Source organism: Egbenema bharatensis FJBBOT/2019 (genome assembly GCF_048077055.1).
Lineage (GTDB): Bacteria > Cyanobacteriota > Cyanobacteriia > Elainellales > Elainellaceae > Egbenema > Egbenema bharatensis.
Genome location: NZ_CP182236.1, coordinates 1110922 through 1131672, shown reverse-complemented (window position 1 = coordinate 1131672; position 20751 = coordinate 1110922). Strand labels below are relative to the sequence as shown.

Annotated in this window: 21 protein-coding genes and 2 pseudogenes; 14 read left to right on the top strand and 9 right to left on the bottom strand. The window is 51.5% G+C overall.

Going from position 1 to position 20751, the window contains the following annotated elements:
• The first annotated feature begins 27 nt into the window (after positions 1-27).
• The 3 genes from ACM1PF_RS05390 to ACM1PF_RS05380 all read left to right on the top strand — a co-directional run bounded on the left by ACM1PF_RS05390 (position 28) and on the right by ACM1PF_RS05380 (position 2529).
• Complete coding sequence (locus ACM1PF_RS05390) at positions 28-402, top strand: PadR family transcriptional regulator (protein ID WP_416672900.1); 375 nt, start codon at positions 28-30, stop codon at positions 400-402.
• A gap of 199 nt (positions 403-601) precedes the next feature.
• Complete coding sequence (locus tag ACM1PF_RS05385; RefSeq protein WP_416672898.1) at positions 602-1141, top strand: cofactor assembly of complex C subunit B; 540 nt, start codon at positions 602-604, stop codon at positions 1139-1141.
• A 362-nt stretch (positions 1142-1503) separates the two neighbouring features.
• Positions 1504-2529 (top strand): 2-hydroxyacid dehydrogenase, encoded by a 1026-nt coding sequence (locus ACM1PF_RS05380; protein ID WP_416672897.1) that lies wholly within the window; start codon positions 1504-1506, stop codon positions 2527-2529.
• A 115-nt stretch (positions 2530-2644) separates the two neighbouring features.
• Here the strand turns inward: ACM1PF_RS05380 and ACM1PF_RS05375 are convergent.
• Positions 2645-3510, bottom strand: a pseudogene (locus ACM1PF_RS05375) (M28 family peptidase).
• 117 nt (positions 3511-3627) lie between these two features.
• Entirely contained in the window at positions 3628-3954 is a 327-nt protein-coding gene (locus ACM1PF_RS05370; protein ID WP_416672895.1) for a hypothetical protein, read from the bottom strand.
• 138 nt (positions 3955-4092) lie between these two features.
• On the opposite strand from ACM1PF_RS05370, the pseudogene ACM1PF_RS05365 reads away from it, so the two are divergent.
• Both ACM1PF_RS05365 and ACM1PF_RS05360 read left to right on the top strand, forming a co-directional pair.
• Positions 4093-5522, top strand: a pseudogene (locus ACM1PF_RS05365) (folate/biopterin family MFS transporter).
• Between the two features lie 524 nt (positions 5523-6046).
• The gene (locus ACM1PF_RS05360) at positions 6047-6292 is read left to right on the top strand and encodes a hypothetical protein (protein WP_416672892.1); all 246 of its coding nucleotides are present in this window, start codon (positions 6047-6049) and stop codon (positions 6290-6292) included.
• Positions 6293-6343: 51 nt separating this feature from the next.
• On the opposite strand, the gene ACM1PF_RS05355 is transcribed toward ACM1PF_RS05360, so the two are convergent.
• The 3 genes from ACM1PF_RS05355 to ACM1PF_RS05345 all read right to left on the bottom strand — a co-directional run bounded on the left by ACM1PF_RS05355 (position 6344) and on the right by ACM1PF_RS05345 (position 9091).
• Positions 6344-7801, bottom strand: coding sequence for a glycoside hydrolase 100 family protein (locus ACM1PF_RS05355; protein WP_416672889.1), 1458 nt, complete (start codon positions 7799-7801; stop codon positions 6344-6346).
• Between the two features lie 301 nt (positions 7802-8102).
• Entirely contained in the window at positions 8103-8384 is a 282-nt protein-coding gene (locus ACM1PF_RS05350) for a pentapeptide repeat-containing protein (RefSeq protein WP_416672888.1), read from the bottom strand.
• On the bottom strand, positions 8366-9091 hold the full coding sequence (locus ACM1PF_RS05345; protein ID WP_416672886.1) for a pentapeptide repeat-containing protein: 726 nt from the start codon (positions 9089-9091) through the stop codon (positions 8366-8368). The genes ACM1PF_RS05350 and ACM1PF_RS05345 overlap by 19 nt, the downstream gene beginning before the upstream one ends.
• A gap of 263 nt (positions 9092-9354) precedes the next feature.
• Between ACM1PF_RS05345 and ACM1PF_RS05340 the strand changes: the two genes are divergently transcribed.
• The 4 genes from ACM1PF_RS05340 to ACM1PF_RS05325 all read left to right on the top strand — a co-directional run bounded on the left by ACM1PF_RS05340 (position 9355) and on the right by ACM1PF_RS05325 (position 12711).
• Positions 9355-9498 carry a hypothetical protein gene (locus tag ACM1PF_RS05340; RefSeq protein WP_416672885.1) on the top strand — a complete coding sequence of 48 codons (144 nt, stop codon included), beginning with the start codon at positions 9355-9357 and terminating at the stop codon, positions 9496-9498.
• A 518-nt stretch (positions 9499-10016) separates the two neighbouring features.
• On the top strand, positions 10017-10697 hold the full coding sequence (locus ACM1PF_RS05335) for a MotA/TolQ/ExbB proton channel family protein (protein WP_416672883.1): 681 nt from the start codon (positions 10017-10019) through the stop codon (positions 10695-10697).
• 47 nt (positions 10698-10744) lie between these two features.
• Entirely contained in the window at positions 10745-11335 is a 591-nt protein-coding gene (locus ACM1PF_RS05330; RefSeq protein ID WP_416672880.1) for an ExbD/TolR family protein, read from the top strand.
• 251 nt (positions 11336-11586) lie between these two features.
• Positions 11587-12711: a site-2 protease family protein gene (locus tag ACM1PF_RS05325; protein WP_416672877.1), complete on the top strand. Its 1125-nt coding sequence runs from the start codon at positions 11587-11589 to the stop codon at positions 12709-12711.
• A gap of 3 nt (positions 12712-12714) precedes the next feature.
• Here the strand turns inward: ACM1PF_RS05325 and ACM1PF_RS05320 are convergent, their stop codons facing one another.
• The 4 genes from ACM1PF_RS05320 to ACM1PF_RS05305 all read right to left on the bottom strand — a co-directional run bounded on the left by ACM1PF_RS05320 (position 12715) and on the right by ACM1PF_RS05305 (position 17059).
• A complete protein-coding gene (locus tag ACM1PF_RS05320) occupies positions 12715-12987 on the bottom strand; it encodes a hypothetical protein (RefSeq protein WP_416672874.1) in 273 nt (90 codons plus the stop codon).
• Positions 12988-13269: 282 nt separating this feature from the next.
• Complete coding sequence (gene asnB / locus ACM1PF_RS05315; RefSeq protein WP_416672872.1) at positions 13270-15309, bottom strand: asparagine synthase (glutamine-hydrolyzing); 2040 nt, start codon at positions 15307-15309, stop codon at positions 13270-13272.
• Positions 15310-15488: 179 nt separating this feature from the next.
• Positions 15489-16109, bottom strand: coding sequence for a Uma2 family endonuclease (locus ACM1PF_RS05310; protein ID WP_416672869.1), 621 nt, complete (start codon positions 16107-16109; stop codon positions 15489-15491).
• A 53-nt stretch (positions 16110-16162) separates the two neighbouring features.
• Entirely contained in the window at positions 16163-17059 is an 897-nt protein-coding gene (locus tag ACM1PF_RS05305; protein WP_416672867.1) for a CoB--CoM heterodisulfide reductase iron-sulfur subunit B family protein, read from the bottom strand.
• 328 nt (positions 17060-17387) lie between these two features.
• On the opposite strand from ACM1PF_RS05305, the gene ACM1PF_RS05300 reads away from it, so the two are divergent.
• The 5 genes from ACM1PF_RS05300 to ACM1PF_RS05280 all read left to right on the top strand — a co-directional run bounded on the left by ACM1PF_RS05300 (position 17388) and on the right by ACM1PF_RS05280 (position 20677).
• A complete protein-coding gene (locus ACM1PF_RS05300; RefSeq protein WP_416676573.1) occupies positions 17388-17696 on the top strand; it encodes a hypothetical protein in 309 nt (102 codons plus the stop codon).
• A 131-nt stretch (positions 17697-17827) separates the two neighbouring features.
• The gene (locus ACM1PF_RS05295) at positions 17828-18352 is read left to right on the top strand and encodes a universal stress protein (RefSeq protein WP_416672865.1); all 525 of its coding nucleotides are present in this window, start codon (positions 17828-17830) and stop codon (positions 18350-18352) included.
• A gap of 39 nt (positions 18353-18391) precedes the next feature.
• Positions 18392-19606 (top strand): AI-2E family transporter, encoded by a 1215-nt coding sequence (locus tag ACM1PF_RS05290; protein WP_416672862.1) that lies wholly within the window; start codon positions 18392-18394, stop codon positions 19604-19606.
• 256 nt (positions 19607-19862) lie between these two features.
• A complete protein-coding gene (locus tag ACM1PF_RS05285) occupies positions 19863-20492 on the top strand; it encodes a hypothetical protein (protein WP_416672860.1) in 630 nt (209 codons plus the stop codon).
• Between the two features lie 32 nt (positions 20493-20524).
• Positions 20525-20677: a hypothetical protein gene (locus tag ACM1PF_RS05280; protein ID WP_416672858.1), complete on the top strand. Its 153-nt coding sequence runs from the start codon at positions 20525-20527 to the stop codon at positions 20675-20677.
• Positions 20678-20751: the final 74 nt, after the last annotated feature.

The following is a 20751-nucleotide window of genomic DNA, read 5'->3' as shown; positions in this document are numbered from 1 at the left end:
TAGTCAATCTCTAGGGTAATGGGCGATATGACTACTTTTGAAGACATATACCAGTTTTTTCGGAATCCTCCTCCGTTCTATCTTAATAAGGAATTGGCAGTTTGCTACGTGCTGGCTGTTTTATTACATAGAGATTCCTACGGGACAGAACTGATTAGCTTACTGGAGCATGAGTACCCCAACTACCGATTGTCCGACACGGTGCTATATAGCGCGTTGAAATTCCTTGAGGATGCGGAAGCAATCACGGGTTATTGGAAGAAGGTGGAAGGGCGGGGTCGGCCCCGTCGGATGTACCAAATTTGTCCAGACTGGCAACAGCAGGCTCAGGATTTAGCTCGGCTTTGGTATAGCTATGTTGGACGGTCTGAACCGCTTCAGCAGGCTTCTTCGCAACGATAGAGGGACATCAGAGGGACATCGTCGGATCCGGTCTTCTGATCAGGGCTGTGCCTGTCCGCTTTCTTGCCGAACGCTTTTTGCTGAACGCTTTTTTACCAGGTGCTTTTTTGCCCAATCGGACGGTCTTCTACGTCTAGTTGAAGGGTGTGCCTTATACTCAAATCTGGTAGCCCTTTCTGAGCCGTAAGATTGGTTGGTAATGCAAAATCCAGTTCTTTTATCAACTGCCCTGCTGACACTGCTGTTGTCGGTAGGGTTGTTTTTCTTTATCCGAGCCTCTGCTAAAGATCGGACTCAGGTGGTTCAGCTTGTCACCGATCAGCAGGAGGAACCCCTGTTTGAGCAACTGCAAACCTACTTCACCCAGCGATCGTATCGTCTCAGTGGGGTCGATGCAGAGCAACATCAGATCCGGTATGAGGGATTGGTTCGTCCCAGCCTATTTCTGGCAATTTTTCTTACTTTTTTAGCTGCGATCGGGATTTTCTGTCTCTCTCTGGTATTGTCTTTCCTTTTTCCTGCCGCAGCGAGTTATTTACCTGCCCTGGTGCTGATTGCTCCCATCGCGGGCTGGTTTTACTGGCAGAAGGCAGGTCGTCCAGAACAGGTTTCCCTTCAGGTTGAAACTTTAACGCAGGCTAACGCTCAAGCCAAGAGCCTGCTGACGGTTACTGCTCACCGAGATGAGGTGTTGGCGATGCGGCGATCGCTCAATCTACAAGAGTTTGAGGGAGATTAACGATTCATCCAACGTTCGAGGGTGTGTCCCAATTGTGCATTTGCATGACCAATCCTTCATTGGTGGGCAAGATGCCTGCGGGGTAGCAATTCTCAATTTGCAGCAATAGGATACTCCCACATTCGATCGCTTGACCAATAGCTTTACACAGCGCAATCGAGGAACTTAACCTGGATGATATGGAATTGACCATGTTGGGTTGCGGGGAGAATGCCGCAGGGAATGTCTAGCTCAGGGAAAATGGGTAGTATTGGGAAGGGTGAAAGCAGCCCATACCTGACCATCTTCTAGTTCAAACTAACTGTTTAAAACTGTTTAAGACTGTTTAAGACTGAGTTGTTTTTTCGGAGGCAGACGCTGACATGAAAGTTGCCGTCTTTAGTACCAAGAAATACGATCGTCAGAGCCTGAGTTCAACCAACACCAGGCACAATCACGAGCTGGTATTTCTAGAAACGAAACTAAACTCACAAACTGCCCGTCTAGCCAATGGATTCCCCTGTGTTTGTCTATTTGTCAATGACAAGGCCGATGCGGAAGCTTTAGAAATTTTAGCGGCTGGCGGCACCCGTCTGCTTGCCCTGCGTTCTGCTGGGTTTAACCATGTCGATTTGCATGCTGCCGCTCGCCTGGGAATGACTGTGGTGCGTGTGCCCGCCTACTCTCCCTATTCAGTCGCAGAACATGCAGTGGGTCTGATCTTGATGCTGAACCGGAAGCTGTATCGAGCGTATAACCGGGTACGGGAAGATAATTTTGAGCTAGAAGGACTGTTAGGGTTTGACATTTATGGCAGTACGGTCGGTGTAATTGGAACGGGTAAGATTGGCCTGATTTTTGCTCAGATTATGCACGGATTTGGCTGTTCCCTGTTGGGGTACGATGCTTACCCTAATTCAGACTTCACAGCGATTGGGGCAGCTCGCTACGTTGAGTTATCAGAACTGTTTGAGAATGCTGATATTATTTCACTGCACTGTCCTCTACTGCCTGAAACCCATCACCTCATTAACGCCGATGCGATCGATCAGATGAAAACCGGCGTAATGCTGATTAACACCAGTCGGGGTGGGTTAATTGACACGAAAGCGGCGATCGAAGGGATTAAGATCGGCAAGATTGGCTACCTGGGAATTGATGTCTATGAGCAAGAGGAAGAACTATTTTTTGCCGACTGGTCAGATTCCATTATCCAAGATGATGCCTTTCAATTGCTCCAGTCTTTCCCCAATGTAGTGATTACCGCTCATCAGGCATTTTTCACTCAAAATGCGTTACAAAATATTGCTGAAACAACCCTGTCCAACATCAGCAGTTTTGAGCAGGGGGAAGCACTGACCAATGAATTAAAGCTCCCTGAATCAAGTACTCCAAAAGTCACAGCATAAGGACTATGAACGAATCAATCTGAAAAACGACCGCTGTAACGCTTTAGCACTGTCAGATCCGTAATATCCACAGTCAGCTTGACTCAATTTGCAGCCTTGAAGAGGATTACGAGGATTACAACGATCGCACGCCTGCAATTAATCCTCGACACACGCCAGTCATAAAATCCAGATCGAGGGTATCCAGGCGATCGCTTTCTTTGTGGTAGTGGGGATTCCGCATAAAGGAAGTATCTGTCACCATCAGGGCACGGTAGCCCAGATCCCAGAATGGAGCATGATCGCTGAGGCGGGTTTCAGGCACAATCAATCCTTTTTGTCCGGCTGGCAGCCACTCGCAGGGAACTGGCCCCGCTTTACGCATCTGACGGCTGAGGCGCAGTAAGTCGGGAAGGGTGGGAATATTGCCAATCAGCCCAATAAAGTCACCGCGATCGGGATAAAACCGCTCCAGTCCAGCCGGATAGCGCTGAGAGCCAGAAGTCCGATCGCAATAGCCCACCATTTCCAGCGACAGCATCAGTCGTAGCTTTTGCCCCTGTTGATGCAGAGTTCGGGCATAGGCTTTGCTGCCAACTAAACCCATTTCTTCCAGATCAAACGCCACAAATTGCACCGGATAGCGGCAAGGCGTATCGGCAAAACTCCGCGCCATTTCCAGCAGCACCGCCAGCCCGCTAGCATTATCATCCGCGCCGGGAACGCCGGGAACTGCATCATAGTGGGCCCCAATTACAATCGGCGGGCGATCGGGTTCTCCAGTTTGGGCGGGCACCTGCAAAATCAAATTCTGATGGTTTCCCCCCGAAACTCAAACTCATGGGTTTCGATCGCCCCCCATTGTCCCAATTGCTCCCGCACGTATTCCCGCACATACAGATGACCCGTCGGCGCAAAATACGGATCTCGATCGCGCACCACTTCCTCCAGGTGAGCCAGCAGATTGTGCCGCAGCGTAGCGTCTAGGGTAGAGTCATCCATACAAACCAGATATGCTTAGGATCATGGGTTAGATAACCTGTGCAATGTTTTACTCCGCTGACTGGGCGGGCAAGATGCCCACCCCACAAAAATTTCAGACTATTAAATTCGCATTCCTTAGAACAGAGCCACCACAACCATCCCAAACATCAGTAACGTCAGGATTCCCATTGTGATCATCATCCCTCGCCCCAGTTGAGATGAAACAAAATGAATCCGGGGCAGCCAGAACCAGCCCACTGTTTGGATGAAGGCAGCTAACATCACATCCCCCTCCAGCGTCCGTCCACCCGCCTGCCGCAACGGCTCCGCCAATTCTCTGGGAGCTAAGGCAATCATGAAGACCAGAAAGCCCGCTCCCAGGGTCATTACTGCGCCCAGAACCGCAAAGGTAACGGTCATGCCTTGCAAAAAATAAAAACCATCATGGCGGCGATTGGGCATTAGAAACGGGAGAAAGGGAAAACACAGCAGAGGCGGGGCATTGAGCGATCTCCCTAACCTCTACTGCATAGGATAAGCCTGGACAGGACGAAGGGGAAGGCTATGATATTAAGCAGTTGATATTTCTTAACGATCCCTGTGACGATTTCTTTCCCCAGCTTCACCCCTGCCAAGCGATTCCTGACCGAGAAGATTTTCTTCGGGAACGAACCGAGCCCAGAGTTGATCGCTATTCTGCTGGTCTACTTTGTCCAGGGAATTTTGGGATTGGCCCGCCTGGCCGTCAGCTTTTTCCTGAAGGACGATCTGGGTTTAAGTCCAGCTCAGGTGTCGGCATTGATGGGAATTGCAGCTCTGCCCTGGATGGTGAAACCTGTGTTCGGTTTTATCTCAGATGGTTTGCCGATTTTTGGCTACCGTCGCCGCCCCTACCTGATTTTGTCGGGCTTGTTGGGGGCAGGAGCCTGGGTTGCAATGGCCACCGTTGTTCATTCAGCCTGGGCCGCCATCACGGCAATTACGTTTAGCTCCCTGTCGATCGCCTTTAGTGATGTGATTGTCGATTCCCTGGTGGTGGAGCGGGCCCGGGATGAGTCGGCTAGCGATGCAGGATCGCTGCAATCCCTCTGCTGGGGAGCTTCGGCAGTCGGAGGCTTACTCACGGCTTACCTGAGCGGGTTTCTGCTGGAACACTTCAGCAATCGCACCGTATTTGGAGTGACAGCCACCTTTCCCCTGATCGTGTCTCTGGTGGCCTGGCTGATCATTGAATCCAGGGTGGAACGGGCAGAGGACTGGTCGATCGTCTGGAATCAAATTACCCAACTGCGGGGCGCAATTACCCAGAAGGCGATCTGGTTGCCAACGGCGTTCCTCTTCCTCTGGCAGGCAACACCCACGGCCGATGCTGCTTTCTTCTTCTTCACCACAAATGAGCTAGGCTTCCAACCTGAATTTTTAGGGCGGGTTCGGCTTGTGACCAGCATCGCGTCCCTACTGGGGGTATGGTTATTTCAACGATTTTTCCGCACCGTTCCCTTTCGCACCTTTTTTGCCTGGTCAATTATCATCTCCACCCTTTTAGGCATGACCTCCTTACTGCTCGTTACCCACGCCAACCGGGCGATCGGCATTGATGATCACTGGTTCAGCCTGGGGGATAGCCTGATTCTGACGGTGATGGGGCAAATTGCCTATATGCCTGTCCTGGTGCTGGCGGCTCGGCTATGTCCTCCAGGGGTGGAAGCGACCCTATTTGCCCTACTGATGTCCGTCACTAATCTAGCGGGGCTACTGTCCTACGAACTGGGGGCCTCCTGACTCAGTGGCTGGGCGTGAATGAAACCAATTTTGACAATCTCTGGCTGTTGGTTACGATCACTAACCTCAGTACCCTGCTGCCCCTGCCCCTGCTGCGCTGGCTGCCCGATGCCCAGGCTGGAGCCGTTAACCCACCGAATCTAGATACCAACGGTTCAGCGTCCATCTCCCCCACAGCCGATCGAGACGATCCATCCTCCACAGCAACGGCGATCGACAAGGAACTCGTTACCGATATTCGATCTTAAGGAATACAAATTCAATCAACTAAAACTCTTGTGGGGTGGGCATCTTGCCCGCCCAGTCTACCTACTAAAACTCTTGTGGAGTGGGCATCTTGCCCGCCCAGTCTACCCACTCAAACTCTTGTAGAGTAAGCATCTTGCCCGCCCAGTCTACAGGTGTATCTTTACACTTGCATGACTCATATCTCACAGGCAGGCAGAATGCCTGCGCTACGGGAATCTATCAATAAAAAATCTTGGGCAAAGAGATTGACGGAACCCTCAGAATTCACTACGCTATTCGATTAAGGCGATGAAATCCCCTGGTGTGGTAAAAAACGTCGCCTGGCTCTCAGGAATCTGGCGTGACCGAGCGGTGAGATCCAACACCACTCAGCCACTAACCCGACAGACAGGCTAGCAACGAGTCTGTACAGGCTGGGGTCTATTTTAGCTGAGGTTCGTCCAAGGCTAGGAGCGATTCTGGTTTGGTGGGGAAAACTGGGTTCCTGAGTTTCTTCCCTCAAATATTCAAAGGAATTCTTTTCATGACAGGCGAAAACTGCATATTCAACTCTGGCAGCGAATCCGACTCGTTGCCCCATCAGGAGTTGCCCCATCGGGAATCGATCAAATTGATTGCGATCGGTTCCCCGGAAGGCGTGAACGAGATCATCCATCAACTGCACGTCCTCAATTTCCGCGATGCCACCACCTGGAGTCGGTTTCTGCCTACGCCCAATCCAAACGAGGTGATGAAAATCAACACTCACTACCGCCGGAGGAACCAATAACAGATTCTGAATGATTCCAGGTAGGGGCATAACCTGATATAGACTATGCCCCTATTCCTCCCCCAATCGAATGTCCTTCAGAGTCGGCAGATTCAAAATATTGGCATCCTCTGGATTGACATAGAGCAAGTGATGCACCAGCAAAAAACCAACGATCGTCCAGGTTTGATAATGTCGCGCCTGCTGCCCCATCCATCTTCCCGTCGGGCCATCGAAATATTCCGCCCAGTTTTGTCGCGGCAAATGCTCCAACAGCAGCGTATAGCTCGACTCCATCAGTTCCCGCATCCCAGCCAGCAGATCGGTATCGGCATCCGGGTGAAGCTGTTGATGTCGCAGCACCGCAACCACCAGAAACCACAGAAGGCAGGGCCAGTGTCCCGCATTGTGGTAACACCAGGGCAAATTTTTGCGATCGTATCCCGTCTGACTGCGCCATTCTTCCCCCTCCAGCGGCGGATGGCAGATGCGTAACGGCATTTGCGCCACCAGGTCAGCCTGATTTTGCCAGATCAATTGGAACAACGATCGCTGTTGAGGTGCAGTAATCAGATCAAAAATAGCTGCCAAACTATTGCCCAATGTAAAAAAGCGAAAATCCGGCCGTCCCGTGCGGACATTACCAATCAAATACCCCCCATGCTCTCCCAGCCACTCCTGCAACCAGTGGGGAATTGTTTCTGTCTGGATGTTGTATTCGTTTTCGATCGCCTCACCATATTCTTCCGTCGGTCGTCGCCGCAACACCTGAACCGTCGTACTCGTCACCCAATACTGCTTCAACACATACTGCCGCAACCGATGGGCATACTCCGCGACATCCCCAATTCCCCATTCTCCCTTTCCAACTCCCTCTCCTCCCTGCATCAACCCGATCGCACTCAGCAACGAGCCATACAGCAACACCTGAATCTCCAACGGCGTTCCCCACACATCCATTGGGCGATCGATCATAAAGGCTCCATCAGGAACAAAAAGGGTGGGAGCCGCTCGGAAAGAAGGACGGAGAATCAGATCCAGATAGCTCTGGAGGCTGGACTGTACCTGGGGTTGCCGGGCAAAGGCTTGATCGCCCGATCGCTCCACATAGCAGTGAGCCAGAATCACCCACCATAGGGTTGCATCCACGGAAACCACTCGCCCGATCGCCCGTTGACCGTAATCTGCAATCAGTTTGCCCTCTTCTTCGAGAAAGCTGGTGGGAAAAATGCCCCTGGTGGGAGGATGCTGGCTCTGGAGGGATAGGCAGAGGGTGAGGAAATGGCGGACGATCTCATGCTTGCCCTGAATCAGCAGGTAGATCATCACCGGAATATTGTCCCGAATGAATAGCTCGCTGTAGTTCAGATCAGGCTCGATCGCCCCTGGTTTTGCATCTGGTTTGAATGATTTAGGTGGAATCGCGGCCAACGTTCCAGCCCAGGCTCCCTGAATTTGCACCATTGCCTGCTGATACAGCAACGCTTCGGCCATCTGAACAACTGTGGAGGATGAAGTAGGCTGACTCATGGGGAAAAATTGGCGAAAAAAATTGGCGAAAAAGAATTGAGAGAAGCAGAAGCAGGGATGGAGCGGCGATCTAAACGGGTGTATCCCAATTTCGCGTTTGCGCGACAACTATCTCACTGGCAGGCAAGATGCCTGCGCTACGGAAGTGAAATACCTTGCACAATTGGGATGCTCCCGATCGAACCTATATTTCTTCCATCCTCTCAATAATGCCATTACGCCCAAATGTTATTCACTCCAGACTGTATTCCCCAGACTGTATTCCCTAGACTGTATTAAAGTGTGATTCAATCCATCCCCATCAACGATGCAGCGTTCCATCCGGCAGAATTACCTCACTCCAGACCACCTCCTGACGATCGCCCCCTGCCGTCACCGCTCCCCGCAGGCTGGCCTTGGTTAAATTGGCCCGCCGCAGATTCGTATCAATTAGTTTGGCTCCCCAGAGATAAGCACCATAAAGGCAAACCGCAAATAGATTAGCCTGTTTCAAAACCGCAGCATTGAGAATGGCCCCCGTTAAATCCGCTTCGCTTAAATCTGCTTCGGTCAGATCCGCCTTACTCAAATTGGACTCCCGCAAATCCGATCGCCGCAGATCGGCCCCGTCAAATTTGCCGCCCGCAGGTTCACCTGAATCAAGTTAGACACCCGCACCTGAGTCCAGCTTAAATTACTGGCAGATAAATTCGCCCCAGCAAAGTTGGCTCCATTCAGCCTGGCTTGACTCAGATCCACGCCATCGAGATCAAACCCGCGAAAGTCCACCCCGTTTAAAAAAGCCTCACTCAGTTTTGCCCCATACAGAGAAGCACCCTCAATACAGGCTCCGCTCAGTTTTGCCCCAGTTAAATTCGCCCAGTTCAGGTTTGCTCCCTGCAAATTCGCCGATCGCAGGTTGATCCCCCGCAGGTCTGCGCCACAGAGATTCACCCCCTGCAAATTCGCGCCTCGCAGATTGACCCCGCTTAACACTGCGCCACTGAGTTTTGCCTCGCTTAAATTCGCCTTCACCAACGATGCCCCCCTCAGATTGGCTTTCGTCAGGTCTGCATTGGTCAAATTGGCTTCATCAAGCCGCGCAAAGCTGAGGTCTGCTCCGTACAAAAATGCCTCAGCAAGGTTTGTGTGGATCAATTTAATCCGGTTCATTTGGGCTGATCCCAGTCCAGCCTTCGCCAAATTTACCCCCGACAGATCGATCCGTTCGAGTCTTGCTTCAGTCAGATGAATCCCTTGGAAATCCCACTCTCCAAGGGCATAACACCTTAGCAGTTGCTCTACATCCATATGCGTCAACCTTCGGTATCAACCAGACACGACCGCCTTAGAATGCCCGCATCAAACAAGAGTAGCGACGACTGAACGATGAGCTGAGGTGAAGATCTGTGGAGCAAAAGGTAACAAACACCGCCAATCGGTAACATTTGCCCATCCATCCAGTCCACTCCACCCGGAACTGAACCCAAAAACCCCAAAAGGCTACACTTTATCGAAACATTTTTTTACAATTAGATTAATATAAGTTAAAAACGGTTAAGCAGGTACAATTCATGGCAGCTATGGACGATCGCAAGAAACGCATCATGGAACATCTGGCACGGAGTACAGGAGACTTCATCAAACCATCCGCCTCCACCTCCTCCCCAGAACGCAAGCAACGCATTATGGATCACGTTAACCGAACCAAGGGCTGATCTGAACGATTTTTGACCTGAAGAGGTTCAGTCACCGTTCCTTTCCCCTGTTTGCCTCGATCGCAAGCAGGGGATTTGTTTGTGCAGAAATTTGATTTGGCAATTTGATTTGGCAATTTGATTTGGCAATTTGAATTAGAACTATCCTGACTACCGGGGGTTGAATGTGATCTGGATCAGTAGATTCGTTGTAGTTTGTCCATCACAATACCCCTTATTGCTTTACCCACATCAGGTATCACAGAAAATCCGTTGGTTCGGGATTGAGTTAAAACTATAGGGCAAGGGGTGACATCATCATGCTTCAAGAAAGCTCGTAGAATTAAAATGCTTTGAATTTAAAGCGTGCTTTCATCGAGTTCTGTGAAGTCGTGCTTTCGATCAAGTACTGTAAGAAGTGCTTGCTGTAACGCCTTGTCTAATGCCTGTATCCCTGCATTCATCCCTTACTGGTTGCATTCCCACCTGAATTTAGCACTGAATCTGGCACTAACATTTCAAGGAGGTCGTAGAAAACAGTGAATGTGTTTGAAGTATTTGCCAGAGGTGGCCCGGTAATGTGGCCGCTGCTGCTCCTTTCATTTTTGGCACTTGCGATCATTTTTGAGCGATCGTGGTTTTGGTCAAAGATTCTCTCTCGTGAACGTGAAGTCGCAGGACGGGTACTGGAAGCAGCGCGACGAGATTGGCAGGCAGCCGCCGAAATTGCGCGCAAATCTGGTGATCAGCCGATCGGACGGTTTCTCTACTCTGCCTTGGAACTCTACAACCCCGATCCAGAAGTCTTTCAGCTCGCCCTTCAAGCCTCTGCCGATGAGGAACTGGCTCTGATGCGTCGCGGCGAAAAGCTGCTGGAGGCCATTATTGCGATCGCGCCTCTATTGGGATTGTTGGGCACCGTTTTAGGACTGATTCAGTCTTTGGGAAATGTGCGGATTGGGGATATTGGCACCGATGCAACGGCGGGTGTCACCACAGGGATTTCGGAAGGGTTGATCAGTACGGCAACGGGCTTGATCATCGCCATCATGGCCCTCGTCTTCTACCGGATTTTTAACAGTCTGGTGGCTGGGCAGGCTAAACTCTTTCGCCAATCTGGAAACGATCTGGAATTGATGTATCGCAAAACCCGATCGAATCACTCTGATGCGATCCCCGTTCAAGAGCCGCCCCAGACCCTACTTGAAACCGATCCTTAGCTTGCAGCTTGCCACACAGCACCTTTTCAAGTCTCCTCAACTAGATTATGAAGCTGAATTACGAGAACCCGGAACAGGAGGTGCGGATCGAGCTGATCCCCCTGATTGATGTCATTTTTTGTATTCTGACGTTTTTCATTCTGGCGGCCGTTACCCTCACCCGTCAGATGGCCATCAACGTTGATTTGCCCAGTGCCAGAACTGGAACGACTCAACTGCGCGAGTTGTTGATCGTCAGCGTTGATCCCGTTGGGCAAACCTACATCGAACAACAGCGAGTTACGGAAGAACAGTTGACTCAAGCGTTGCTCAACTTCCGACAATTAAGCCCCAGTGGTTTAGTCGTGCTGTATGCCTCTCGCCTGTCAAATTACAGCGATGTAATTGAAGTGCTCGATCGAATTCGGGAAACGGGTGGACGAGTCGCTCTGGCAACTTTACCGGATAGCTCTGGGGGCAATCAACCCCTACCCTCACCCGAAACAATTCCCAACCTGGATAACCCCGACGGTTCCCTGGATCTGTTCGAGTTGCCCGGTGGATTGTCTGATCCCAATCCTGGTGTACCAGAGCAACCGATCGCGCCTTCCCCAAATCTAACGCCCTTTCCTGGAACGCCAAGTCCAGGTTCACCCTAAGGAATGCCAATTTAATAACCTGAAATTCTTGTGGGGTGGGCATCTTGTCCGCCCAGTCAGGATGGTTTAGGCAAATCTCGATCGGGGTGATTGGTAAATCGCCCCACGTCTGAATCATTGCCTACTCCAATAGGCAAATCCCGTACCAGATGGCCCGGATATTACTTCATCTGACAGATTAATAAATCATTAACATTTCGTTACGATGAATACAGTAGAATAAAAAGGTTATAGCCAGGGAGGTCGAAAGCATGAACGGCAACCTGCGCGTCGGCAGCTTATTCGGTATTCCATTTTATGTGAACCTGTCATGGTTCTTGGTTCTGGGTCTGGTGGTCTGGAACTACGGTAGTGAGTTGGGATATGCGTTTCCTCAGTTGGGCGGTGCAGCCTGGATTTTTGGTCTGGTTGCAGCTTTACTGTTGTTTGCTTCAGTGCTGGCGCACGAATTAGGTCACAGCTTTGTTGCAATCCGACAAGGTATTCCTGTCAACTCAATTACGCTATTTCTCTTCGGCGGGTTGGCAAGTTTAGAAGAAGAGTCTAAAACTCCAGCAGAGGCATTTTGGGTGGCGATCGCAGGGCCCTTGGTCAGCGTTGTCCTATTCGGTGTGTTCACTGCGATTAATGTCTTTACGGGCATCAGTGGGCCCCTCGCTGCGATCATTAATTTGTTAGCCTACATCAACTTGATTCTGGCGGTGTTCAACTTGCTCCCTGGCTTGCCTCTAGATGGTGGAAACGTCCTGAAGGCGATCGTCTGGAAAGTAACAGGCAAATCCTACAAAGGAGTGGCTTTTGCTAGCCGGGCTGGACAGTTTTTAGGATGGACGGGCATCACGCTGGGATTCTTGAATCTGTTGGGCGTAACTCCCTTTGGTAGCATCTGGACGCTGTTGATCGGCTTCTTCCTGCTGCAAAATGCGACCCGATATGCTCAATCCGCAACGATTCAGGAACAGTTGAATGGTCTGACGGCTGCGGATGCGGTAATTCCCAACAGCCCGATCGTCTCTGCGAACATTTCGCTACGGGAGTTTGCTAATAATCACATCATTGGCAACTCAGCGAACTGGCGGAAGTATCTGGTTACGGATGAAAACGGTCAGCTTATTGGCGAGGTTGCCGTCGAAGCTCTGAAAACAATTCCAACTAACGACTGGTGGGATATTCAAGTTCAAGAGCTGATGCAACCCGTCGAAGCTCTGGAAACCGTTGATTCAGACGAACCCCTGCTGGAAGTCGTCAACCTGCTGGAACGGAAGCAACTGCCGAATCTGGTGGTTCTCCAGGAAAGCGGTATGCTCCTGGGTCTGTTAGAAAAAGCATCGGTGATTAAGCTGTTGCAGAAACAAGCAGAAGCAAAGGCAGCATAGATCCTAGGATCTAACTCCAGGATCAGGACAATAGCTCAAAATTCTTGTGGGGTAGGCATCTTGCCTCCCCTTTTTAATGGGTTGCCCGTCCTGATACCAATTCTTTGTTATGAGGGCCAACAGGACACAGATTGCGATCGTGCTATTCAACCGGGATTCCGGAGGCAACTCAACTAACTCTCCCCGTACTAACTCATACCGCCCTACCAGCGACATCGCATCACTGTAGTCCAGATACTCTGCAAAAGAATTAAACTTCACCCTGGCCTGGGTCATGGGCTTTTCCCCGCCGACGCTAATCTCATCCTATCTGCTGGGTGGGGTAATATTTTCCTTGGATTGTAGATTAAACACCCTATGCGATCGGTTGATTGGGTTGACCGGACAGGTTACTCGGTTGACTGGGCAGGCAAGATGCCCACCCCATAAGAGTTGTCACTTAGTCCTCACTCCCCACTCCCCACTCCCCACTCCCCACTCCCCACTCCCCACTCCTCACTCCCCACTCCTCACTCCCCACTCCTCACTCCTCAGTCCTCAGTCCTCAGTCCTCAGTCCTCAGTCCTCACCCACAAACGGCTTCCGCACCTCCTGCCACCCCAAATTCTTCACCACCATCCGGGCAGATTGGGGAACGTCGTTCGCAATGAAATGTTCATGGAGCATTTGCACACTCAGTAGGTGATTGATCACAGCATCCAGTTGGACTCGTTCAGACACAGGCGTTTGATGGTTCCCATGCCGTTGCAATACCTGCTGGACTCCGGCGTAATCCAGTAACCCGGAAGCCTCGATCGCCTGCTTTGATAAATAGGTTTCGGCCAGACCCCGCATTGCCTTTTCCTTAACTGGATCGGTGTGGGAGGGGGGAGCCATGAAGGCAAACTTCTGGCGTTCGTAAAGGGCTTTGGGCAGGAGGGGGCGCATGGTTTCCCGCAGGATGTACTTGTCCTGGTAGCCCCGCAGTCGCATATTGGGCGGAAGGGTGACGGCAAATTCCACTAGATGGTGATCCAGAAAGGGCGGACGGGCTTCCATTGAATTGGCCATATCCACCCGATCGCCAGCCCAGCCCAACACCTGGGATTCAAACTGGGTCTTAATCCAGACGTACTGAGCCTTATCCAAAGGATGCCGTCCCTCCAGTTGGGAACGATCGAGGGTTTGGGCGATCGCTGTGCCGGGGGAATAGCCCTGAAGGTCGGGATGGCGATCGGGGTGAATCAGTCCTGAAACCAGATCGGCGGCCGAGAGCCAGGATTGCAGACAGCTTGGCGTAAACCCAACGCGATCGGTTAGGGCGGGATCATTGAGGGGATTTTCTGCCAGCAAATTCCCCTTAAATAGGCGATTGCTTTCTGCCAGCCAGGCTTCCAGATCCGCCCGTTCCCCTGGGGAAGCATCCTCCATGCCGTGCAGGATCATATCCAGCCGCAGTTGAGGGTATCCAGCAAACAGTTCATCGGAGCCTTCCCCCGTCATCACCACCCGATAGCCCGCCTGGTGGACGTGTTCACTCAACAGCAGTTTGGCGATGGTAAAGGTGTTGTAAATGCTGCGTTCCGTATGCCAGAGGGTGCGGGCAAAGTGATCGTAGAGCTGCCCCCCTTTGATCATGACAATATCCTGATCGGCTCCCACGGCGGCGGCCATTTCCCGCGAGATCGCCGTTTCATCATAATCCTGATCATCAAATCCAACGGTGAACGCCTTGACCGGAGACTGCTGACAGGCAGCGGCTACACCCATGATGGTGCAGGAATCGATCCCTCCTGACAGATAGCAGGCGACGGGCACATCGGCTTCCAGGCGGAGTTGCGTGGCTTCAATGAAGTGATGGCGCAGGGCTTCCATGTAGGCTTCGTCAGTCTGCCGATCGCCCCGTTCCCCCTGACGCGGAAAGTTCAAGTCCCAGTATTGCTGCGTTCTCACCCGCAAGCGACCCTCCTGGCGATCGACGATCACCATTTGTCCGGGTAGTACGGCATGAATTCCGGCAAAGGCGGTTGTGCCTGGAACCATGAGCTGCATCAGTTGATGAAATAACCCCTCCGATGAGATCCGTCGCTGCACCGAGGGATGGGCAAACAGCACCTTAATTTCTGAACCAAACACCAGCCCGTCTGGGGTCATCGTCCAGTACAGGGGCTTAATGCCAAACCGATCGCGCACCAGGAACAACCGATCCGTCGATCGCTCGTAGAGAGCCAGGGCAAACTCTCCCCGCAGATGGGGCATGGCTGCCTCCAGTCCAAACCGATCGGTTAAGTGCATCACCAATTCAGTATCACTTTTAGTGCGGAATTGATAGCCCCTGGAAGTCAGATCAGCTCGAATCCGCTTATAGTCATACAACTCACCATTTTGAGCCACCATGTACTGACCATTGGCTGAGACAAAGGGTTGCCGTCCTCGCTCTGGGTTCAGGTCAATAATTGCTAACCGAGCATGGGTAAACCCAACCCCGCGATCGCCCATGATCTTGACTCCGCAACCGTCGGGCCCACGATGGTTCTGAATCGCCGCCATCCCCACCAGCACATTAGGGTCGATCGGACGGGACGGATCATGGTGCATTACGCCGCCAATGCCGCACATAGGCTCCTTCTTTCCTCAAACTCAACTCATTTCAGCAGCACATCACGCTGTCCTGACCTCTTTGCCAGAGTGATGTAGCGATCTTTTTAGGAAAGCATAAGAGCGATCGGGGCTGCAATCGGTTCCAATACGTTTTTCAAGCAAAATTCGTGCTAGAGGATGGGAAAGTTGTTCCTGCGTCAGGAATCGTAAGGCTCTGGCTGATTTTCAGCAGTAAAAATCTGCTCGACCATCAACTCCAGGTCGGGAAATTCGATCGAATCAATCCTTTCCGGCGTTCCGAATACTCCAACTTCTTGATACCCCTCCCCAGCCAACGACAGCACCATCACTGTTTGAGCTGCTGGATCCATCAACCAATACTCCGGTACCCCGATCGCCGCATACTGATTCCGTTTGTCAACATAATCTCGATCGCGGTTGGGTTTCCCTGGACTCACGACTTCTACCACCAGGCGAGGAGGCGGCATCTCCAGGGTGATAGTTAATCGTCGCTGGGTCAACTCCAGATGCTCCGGACGCAGCACCACCAGATCGGGGTAACGATTAGCCGCATCATTGGGCTGTAGAACGGGCACTTGCAACTCTAGCGTATGGATTTTGATCAGGCGTAGCGGCACAACCCTGGCAGACACCAGGAGAAATTGCAAATAATTCGCCAGCCAATCATTGAACTCTGACTCTGGTGGCAATGCGACCAACTCCCCCTGCACCCACTCATACCGCCCTGCCAACGGGGTGCGATCGCTGTAGTCCAGATACTCCTCAAAGGAGGCAAACGTCACTTTGGCTTGGGTCATCGGCTTTCCCCCGCAAATGTTGCTATCATCCTATCCCGCTGAATGAGATCTTTTCATAGTCCCAGCTTCTCCAGTACCGGACGGGTTGAAACGATGTGTCGATCCAGTCCCAGCTCTTTCGGAGGAACTCCCAGAGCTAACGCAACTAACTGGGGCAGGTGTAGCACCGGCAGACCCAATTTTTGACCCATAACCCGCTCCACTTCCGGCTGGCGAGAGTCCAGATTGAGATGGCACAGGGGGCACGGCGTAACCATGCAGTCTGCTCCAGCGGCGATCGCCTCCTGAATGTGCCCCCCTGCCATATGGAACGACTGATCTGTTGCATAGCTGGAGAGGGGCCAGCCACAGCATTGGGTTCGTCCCCGATACATCACGGGAGTTGCTCCGACCACACGGAATACATTCTCCATTGACTGTGGATCGTAGGGATCATCGTAGGGTAAATGCTCCTGGGTTCGCAGCAAATAACAGCCGTAGAACGCTGCACACTTCAGCCCCGATAATTTCCGCGTCACCTTAGCCTGAAGGTTCTCCAGCCCCACATCCCCCACCAGGGCCCACAGCAAGTGCAAAACAGTCGTGCTGCCTTTGTAGGGAGAGCAACCCTCTTTCTGTAACAAGCCATTAACTTGATCCACATACTCCGGTCGCTGTTCACCCGCTTTTTTCAGCCGCTCATCCACCCGACCGATTACCCCCTGACAGGTACTGCAATGGGTCAACAGGGGCAAATTCAGCGACTCCGCCAATGCAATATTGCGAGCGTTGACCGTATCTTCTAAGAGTTGAGAATCTTCCTTAAAAGTTCCAGACCCACAGCAGGATGCTTTTTTAAGCTCAATTAATTCAATCCCTAGAGCTTGCGTCAATGCACGAGTGGACTGATACAGTTCCCGGCAGGCTCCCTGCGCCACACAGCCTGGGAAGTAAGCATATTTCAATGTCATGATTTAGCGTTTCGCGGGCGATCGACTCTTTCTATCATCCCTCTGATTCCAGGGATAGAGCGCAACTCCTCACACTCCTTTAAGAATGGCAGCGGATGAGCTGTGGGTTTGAAAACTCAGGGGTTATAGCCGAAAACCGATACACTGAGCAAATTGGCTTGGTTCAACTGGGGCGATCGCTGTAGCTGCTAGTCTGTTATCAGAACAATCTTGGCAGGAATCTGTTGTAAGGGCGCACTGCTGTGCGCCCCTGCGGGGTATGTTTGCCATGTATCCCTTAATCCCCACTCCCTACTCCCCACTCCCTACTCCCTACTCCCCACCTCCCATGTCCGAAATCTTCTACCTGATTCGCTCCAAAGCTGATGGTCAATATCTGGTCGCTCGTCCGCGAGTGGCTGATGCACAGGAAGGAGAAGCCAATCCAGGATTTTTACTTTTGTTTAAAGAGCATTTTGATGCCTTAAGTTATCTCAATACTCACGGTTCCGATGTTGCACCCCGATTTGCAGTGGAGTCGATTCCGAGAGATCAAGTGGGCAGCATTCTGAAACGCTGGGGGTTTGCGGGAGTCGGCATTGTTCAGGATCCACTCCTACCGCGAGTTGAATTTTTGCAACAGGATAGCCGCTTCTAAATCCAAACTTAAACCAGGCGAAATATGATGAAAGCAAGATCAGGCAAGCGATCGGCTGATTTCTCCAATGACTGAACGGGAATGATTGAGTGACATTGAGCGATACAGAATGAGGCGATAGAGGAAGTCCTATGTTTAAAAAAATCATCGTTGCAATTGACACCTCCGCGACCAGCACCTATGCCCTGGATGAAGCCGTCACCCTGGCAGAAGCCACCCAGGCCACACTGATGCTGCTTCACGTTTTAACTCGCTTTACCGACGGCTATCCAGATCTGGTGGTTCCGGCCCAGAGTCGAATGATGGCAGGAATGAACCAGATGGAGGCGATCGGCATCTATACCGAACGGTGGCAAGAGTTTGAACAACAGGGGCTGGAAATGCTGAAGCAGCTTACAGAAACCCTGACGGCACGGGGAATTGCCACAGAGTTTACCCAGTCCTTTGGCGATCCGGGTCGGGCAATTTGTGACCTGGCTGCAACCTGGGAGGCGGATTTAATTATGATGGGGCGACGGGGCTACAAGGGTTTGAAGGAAATGTTCATGGGTAGCGTCAGTAACTACGTCGTGCATCATGCCCCCTGTTCAGTGCTGACCGTATACAAACCTGGTGGTGATGCGGATGATCTAGAAGGAGACGAAGCGGTAAGCTGAAGGCTAGGACAAAATGAACCAAAGGGCTAAATATCAACTGTGAAACTCAGCGAATGGGCAATTCTCATTGGTCTGATTGCGGCGATCGTCATTCTCTGGCAATTTCGAGAAATTTTGATGCTCGTGTTTGCGGCTGCGGTGCTGGCGATCGCCCTTAACCGATTGGCGCGTTACGTTTCAAGACGACTGGGCATCTCCAGACGGTTAGCCGTTCCAACGGTATTAGCCCTGGTCGTTGTGGGGATGAGTGCCTTTGTTGGATTCGTCATGCCCCTATTCATCGGGCAGTTTCAACAGTTGCTGCTTCTGGTTCCTCAAGGCGTACAACAACTGATTAACTGGGCAAACCAAATTGTCCTACAGCCTCCGCCCTGGTTTCCTGAGCTAAACATTGAGCTACTTCCGCCCTTCTCCGAGCTGCTTCAGCAGGGGTTAAGTTTATTCAGGCAAATCTTCGGCAACTTCTTGATCTTCTTTTCAGGCTCCCTGGCGATCGTTCTACAAGCAGTGTTTGTGTTAGTCCTGACACTGATGATGACGGCCAATCCGATACCCTATCGAAATTTATTAATTCTGTTATTTCCTTCCTTTTATCGTCGTCGTGCTGATTACATCTTTTCAAAGTGTGAAAGCTCATTAATCAATTGGCTCAGAGGCGTTTTTATTAATTCCATTTTCGTTTCCTTTGCCAGTGCGATCGGCTTGATGATTCTGGGTGTGCCCTTTGTCTTTTCCCATGCGCTGATTGCCGGAATTTTTAACTTCATTCCTAATATTGGGCCGTTCCTGAGTGTGGTCTTTCCTGTCTCCGTCGCGTTGTTAGATTCATTCGGGAAGGCGGTTGCAGTCATCATTCTCTACGTCGTCATTCAAAACGTTGAGAGCTACTGGTTCAGCCCGATGGTGATGCAAAAACAGGTTTCCATCCTGCCAGCCATGACGCTGATTTCGCAAATTTTCTTTACCACGATACTGGGCCCCCTGGGGTTAGTTCTGGCATTGCCCCTGACCGTCGTTGCTAAAACCTGGATTGATGAGGCCTGGGTCAAAGATGTTTTGGATCAATGGCAGGGTAAAAAGCTGGCTTCACCTGAAGAATTGGCACCCGCAGCCGATCGCGGTGTCTTAATGCCTTCATCGGAGCGATCGACCCTGGATTCCCCTGCATCCGATCTCGCCTCCCCCACCATACCGCCATCAGAGCCAAATCCCCTGAGTTCCAATCCATGGATCGATCAGCCTCCGGCGGATTAGAACTTCCAGTCCAAAGAATTGCCTCAATCCCTCCCACCGCAACGCGCACGACGAGATGATCTGGCCCAGCACTCTCCTCCAGGCATAAGAATCAAGCTCTCCTGAGAGAGATGCACTCCATTCTCCCTGGTTGATTCAACCCTTTGAGAGATGAGCTTCCGGTGTAATGCTGTCACCCTGAAGAGTAGGGTGATGTACTGAGCGACACATTAAAGCATTCATCAGAGCAAACCTATTCATCAGCCACGGGAGCGTTATGAATCCAAGCAACACATCTCAGTTTGCCGCCGAATGGGTCACAAAGGAGCAATTTGAACCCTATCGAGATGCCACCGTTGAAGCCACGGATGGCACAGTAGGAGCCGTTGAAAAATTGATTGTTGATCCCGACGATCGCGTCACTCACATCGTGGTGCGTCGGGGACGACTCTGGAATCGGGCTGAACTGACCTTACCCGTGGCTGCGATCGATCGGATGGAGCAACACACAATTTATTTGAAGTTAGATACCCAAGCGGTGGAAGTCTTACCGACTGCACCGATTACTCGACTTTACCAGCTTCCCAAGCATGAAATTGGGGAGGTCGGGATGGCGATCGCCGTTTTTCAGGGAACCAATACAGCGAATGAAGTATTAGCATCTCTGAAACTGCTGAAACATAGCGATTTAGAAGTCCTCGGTATTGCCGTCCTGGAAAATACGGTGGATGGTATTGCCGAAATCAAGGCCACAGAAGTTGATTCTGACACGATCATGAGTAGCGTGATTGGCGCAACTCTGGGGGCAGTATTGGGGTCAATCTTAGGGCCCGTTACGGCAGTTCTGGGCGCGGCGGGCGGCGGCGCGATCGGGGCCATGACTTCCCCGGCCCCGCAACTGAACTGATTGAAAAGCTATTAGAGAAGCAACATTACGACGTGGCTCCTGATCACTCTGCATTAATTGTACTGGTGGAACCCAACTGGCTGAGTCAAACCGTCAATATCCTGCGAAGCCACACCGATCGCGTGAGCCAGAAAATCGTCACCCGCGAAACGGTGAACCAACTATTGGATGAGTCAGAGAGTTAGTTAGAAATCCGAATTTAATAATCTGAATTCTTGTGGGGTGGGCAGCGTTTCGACTGAGCTCAAGCCGAAGTCTT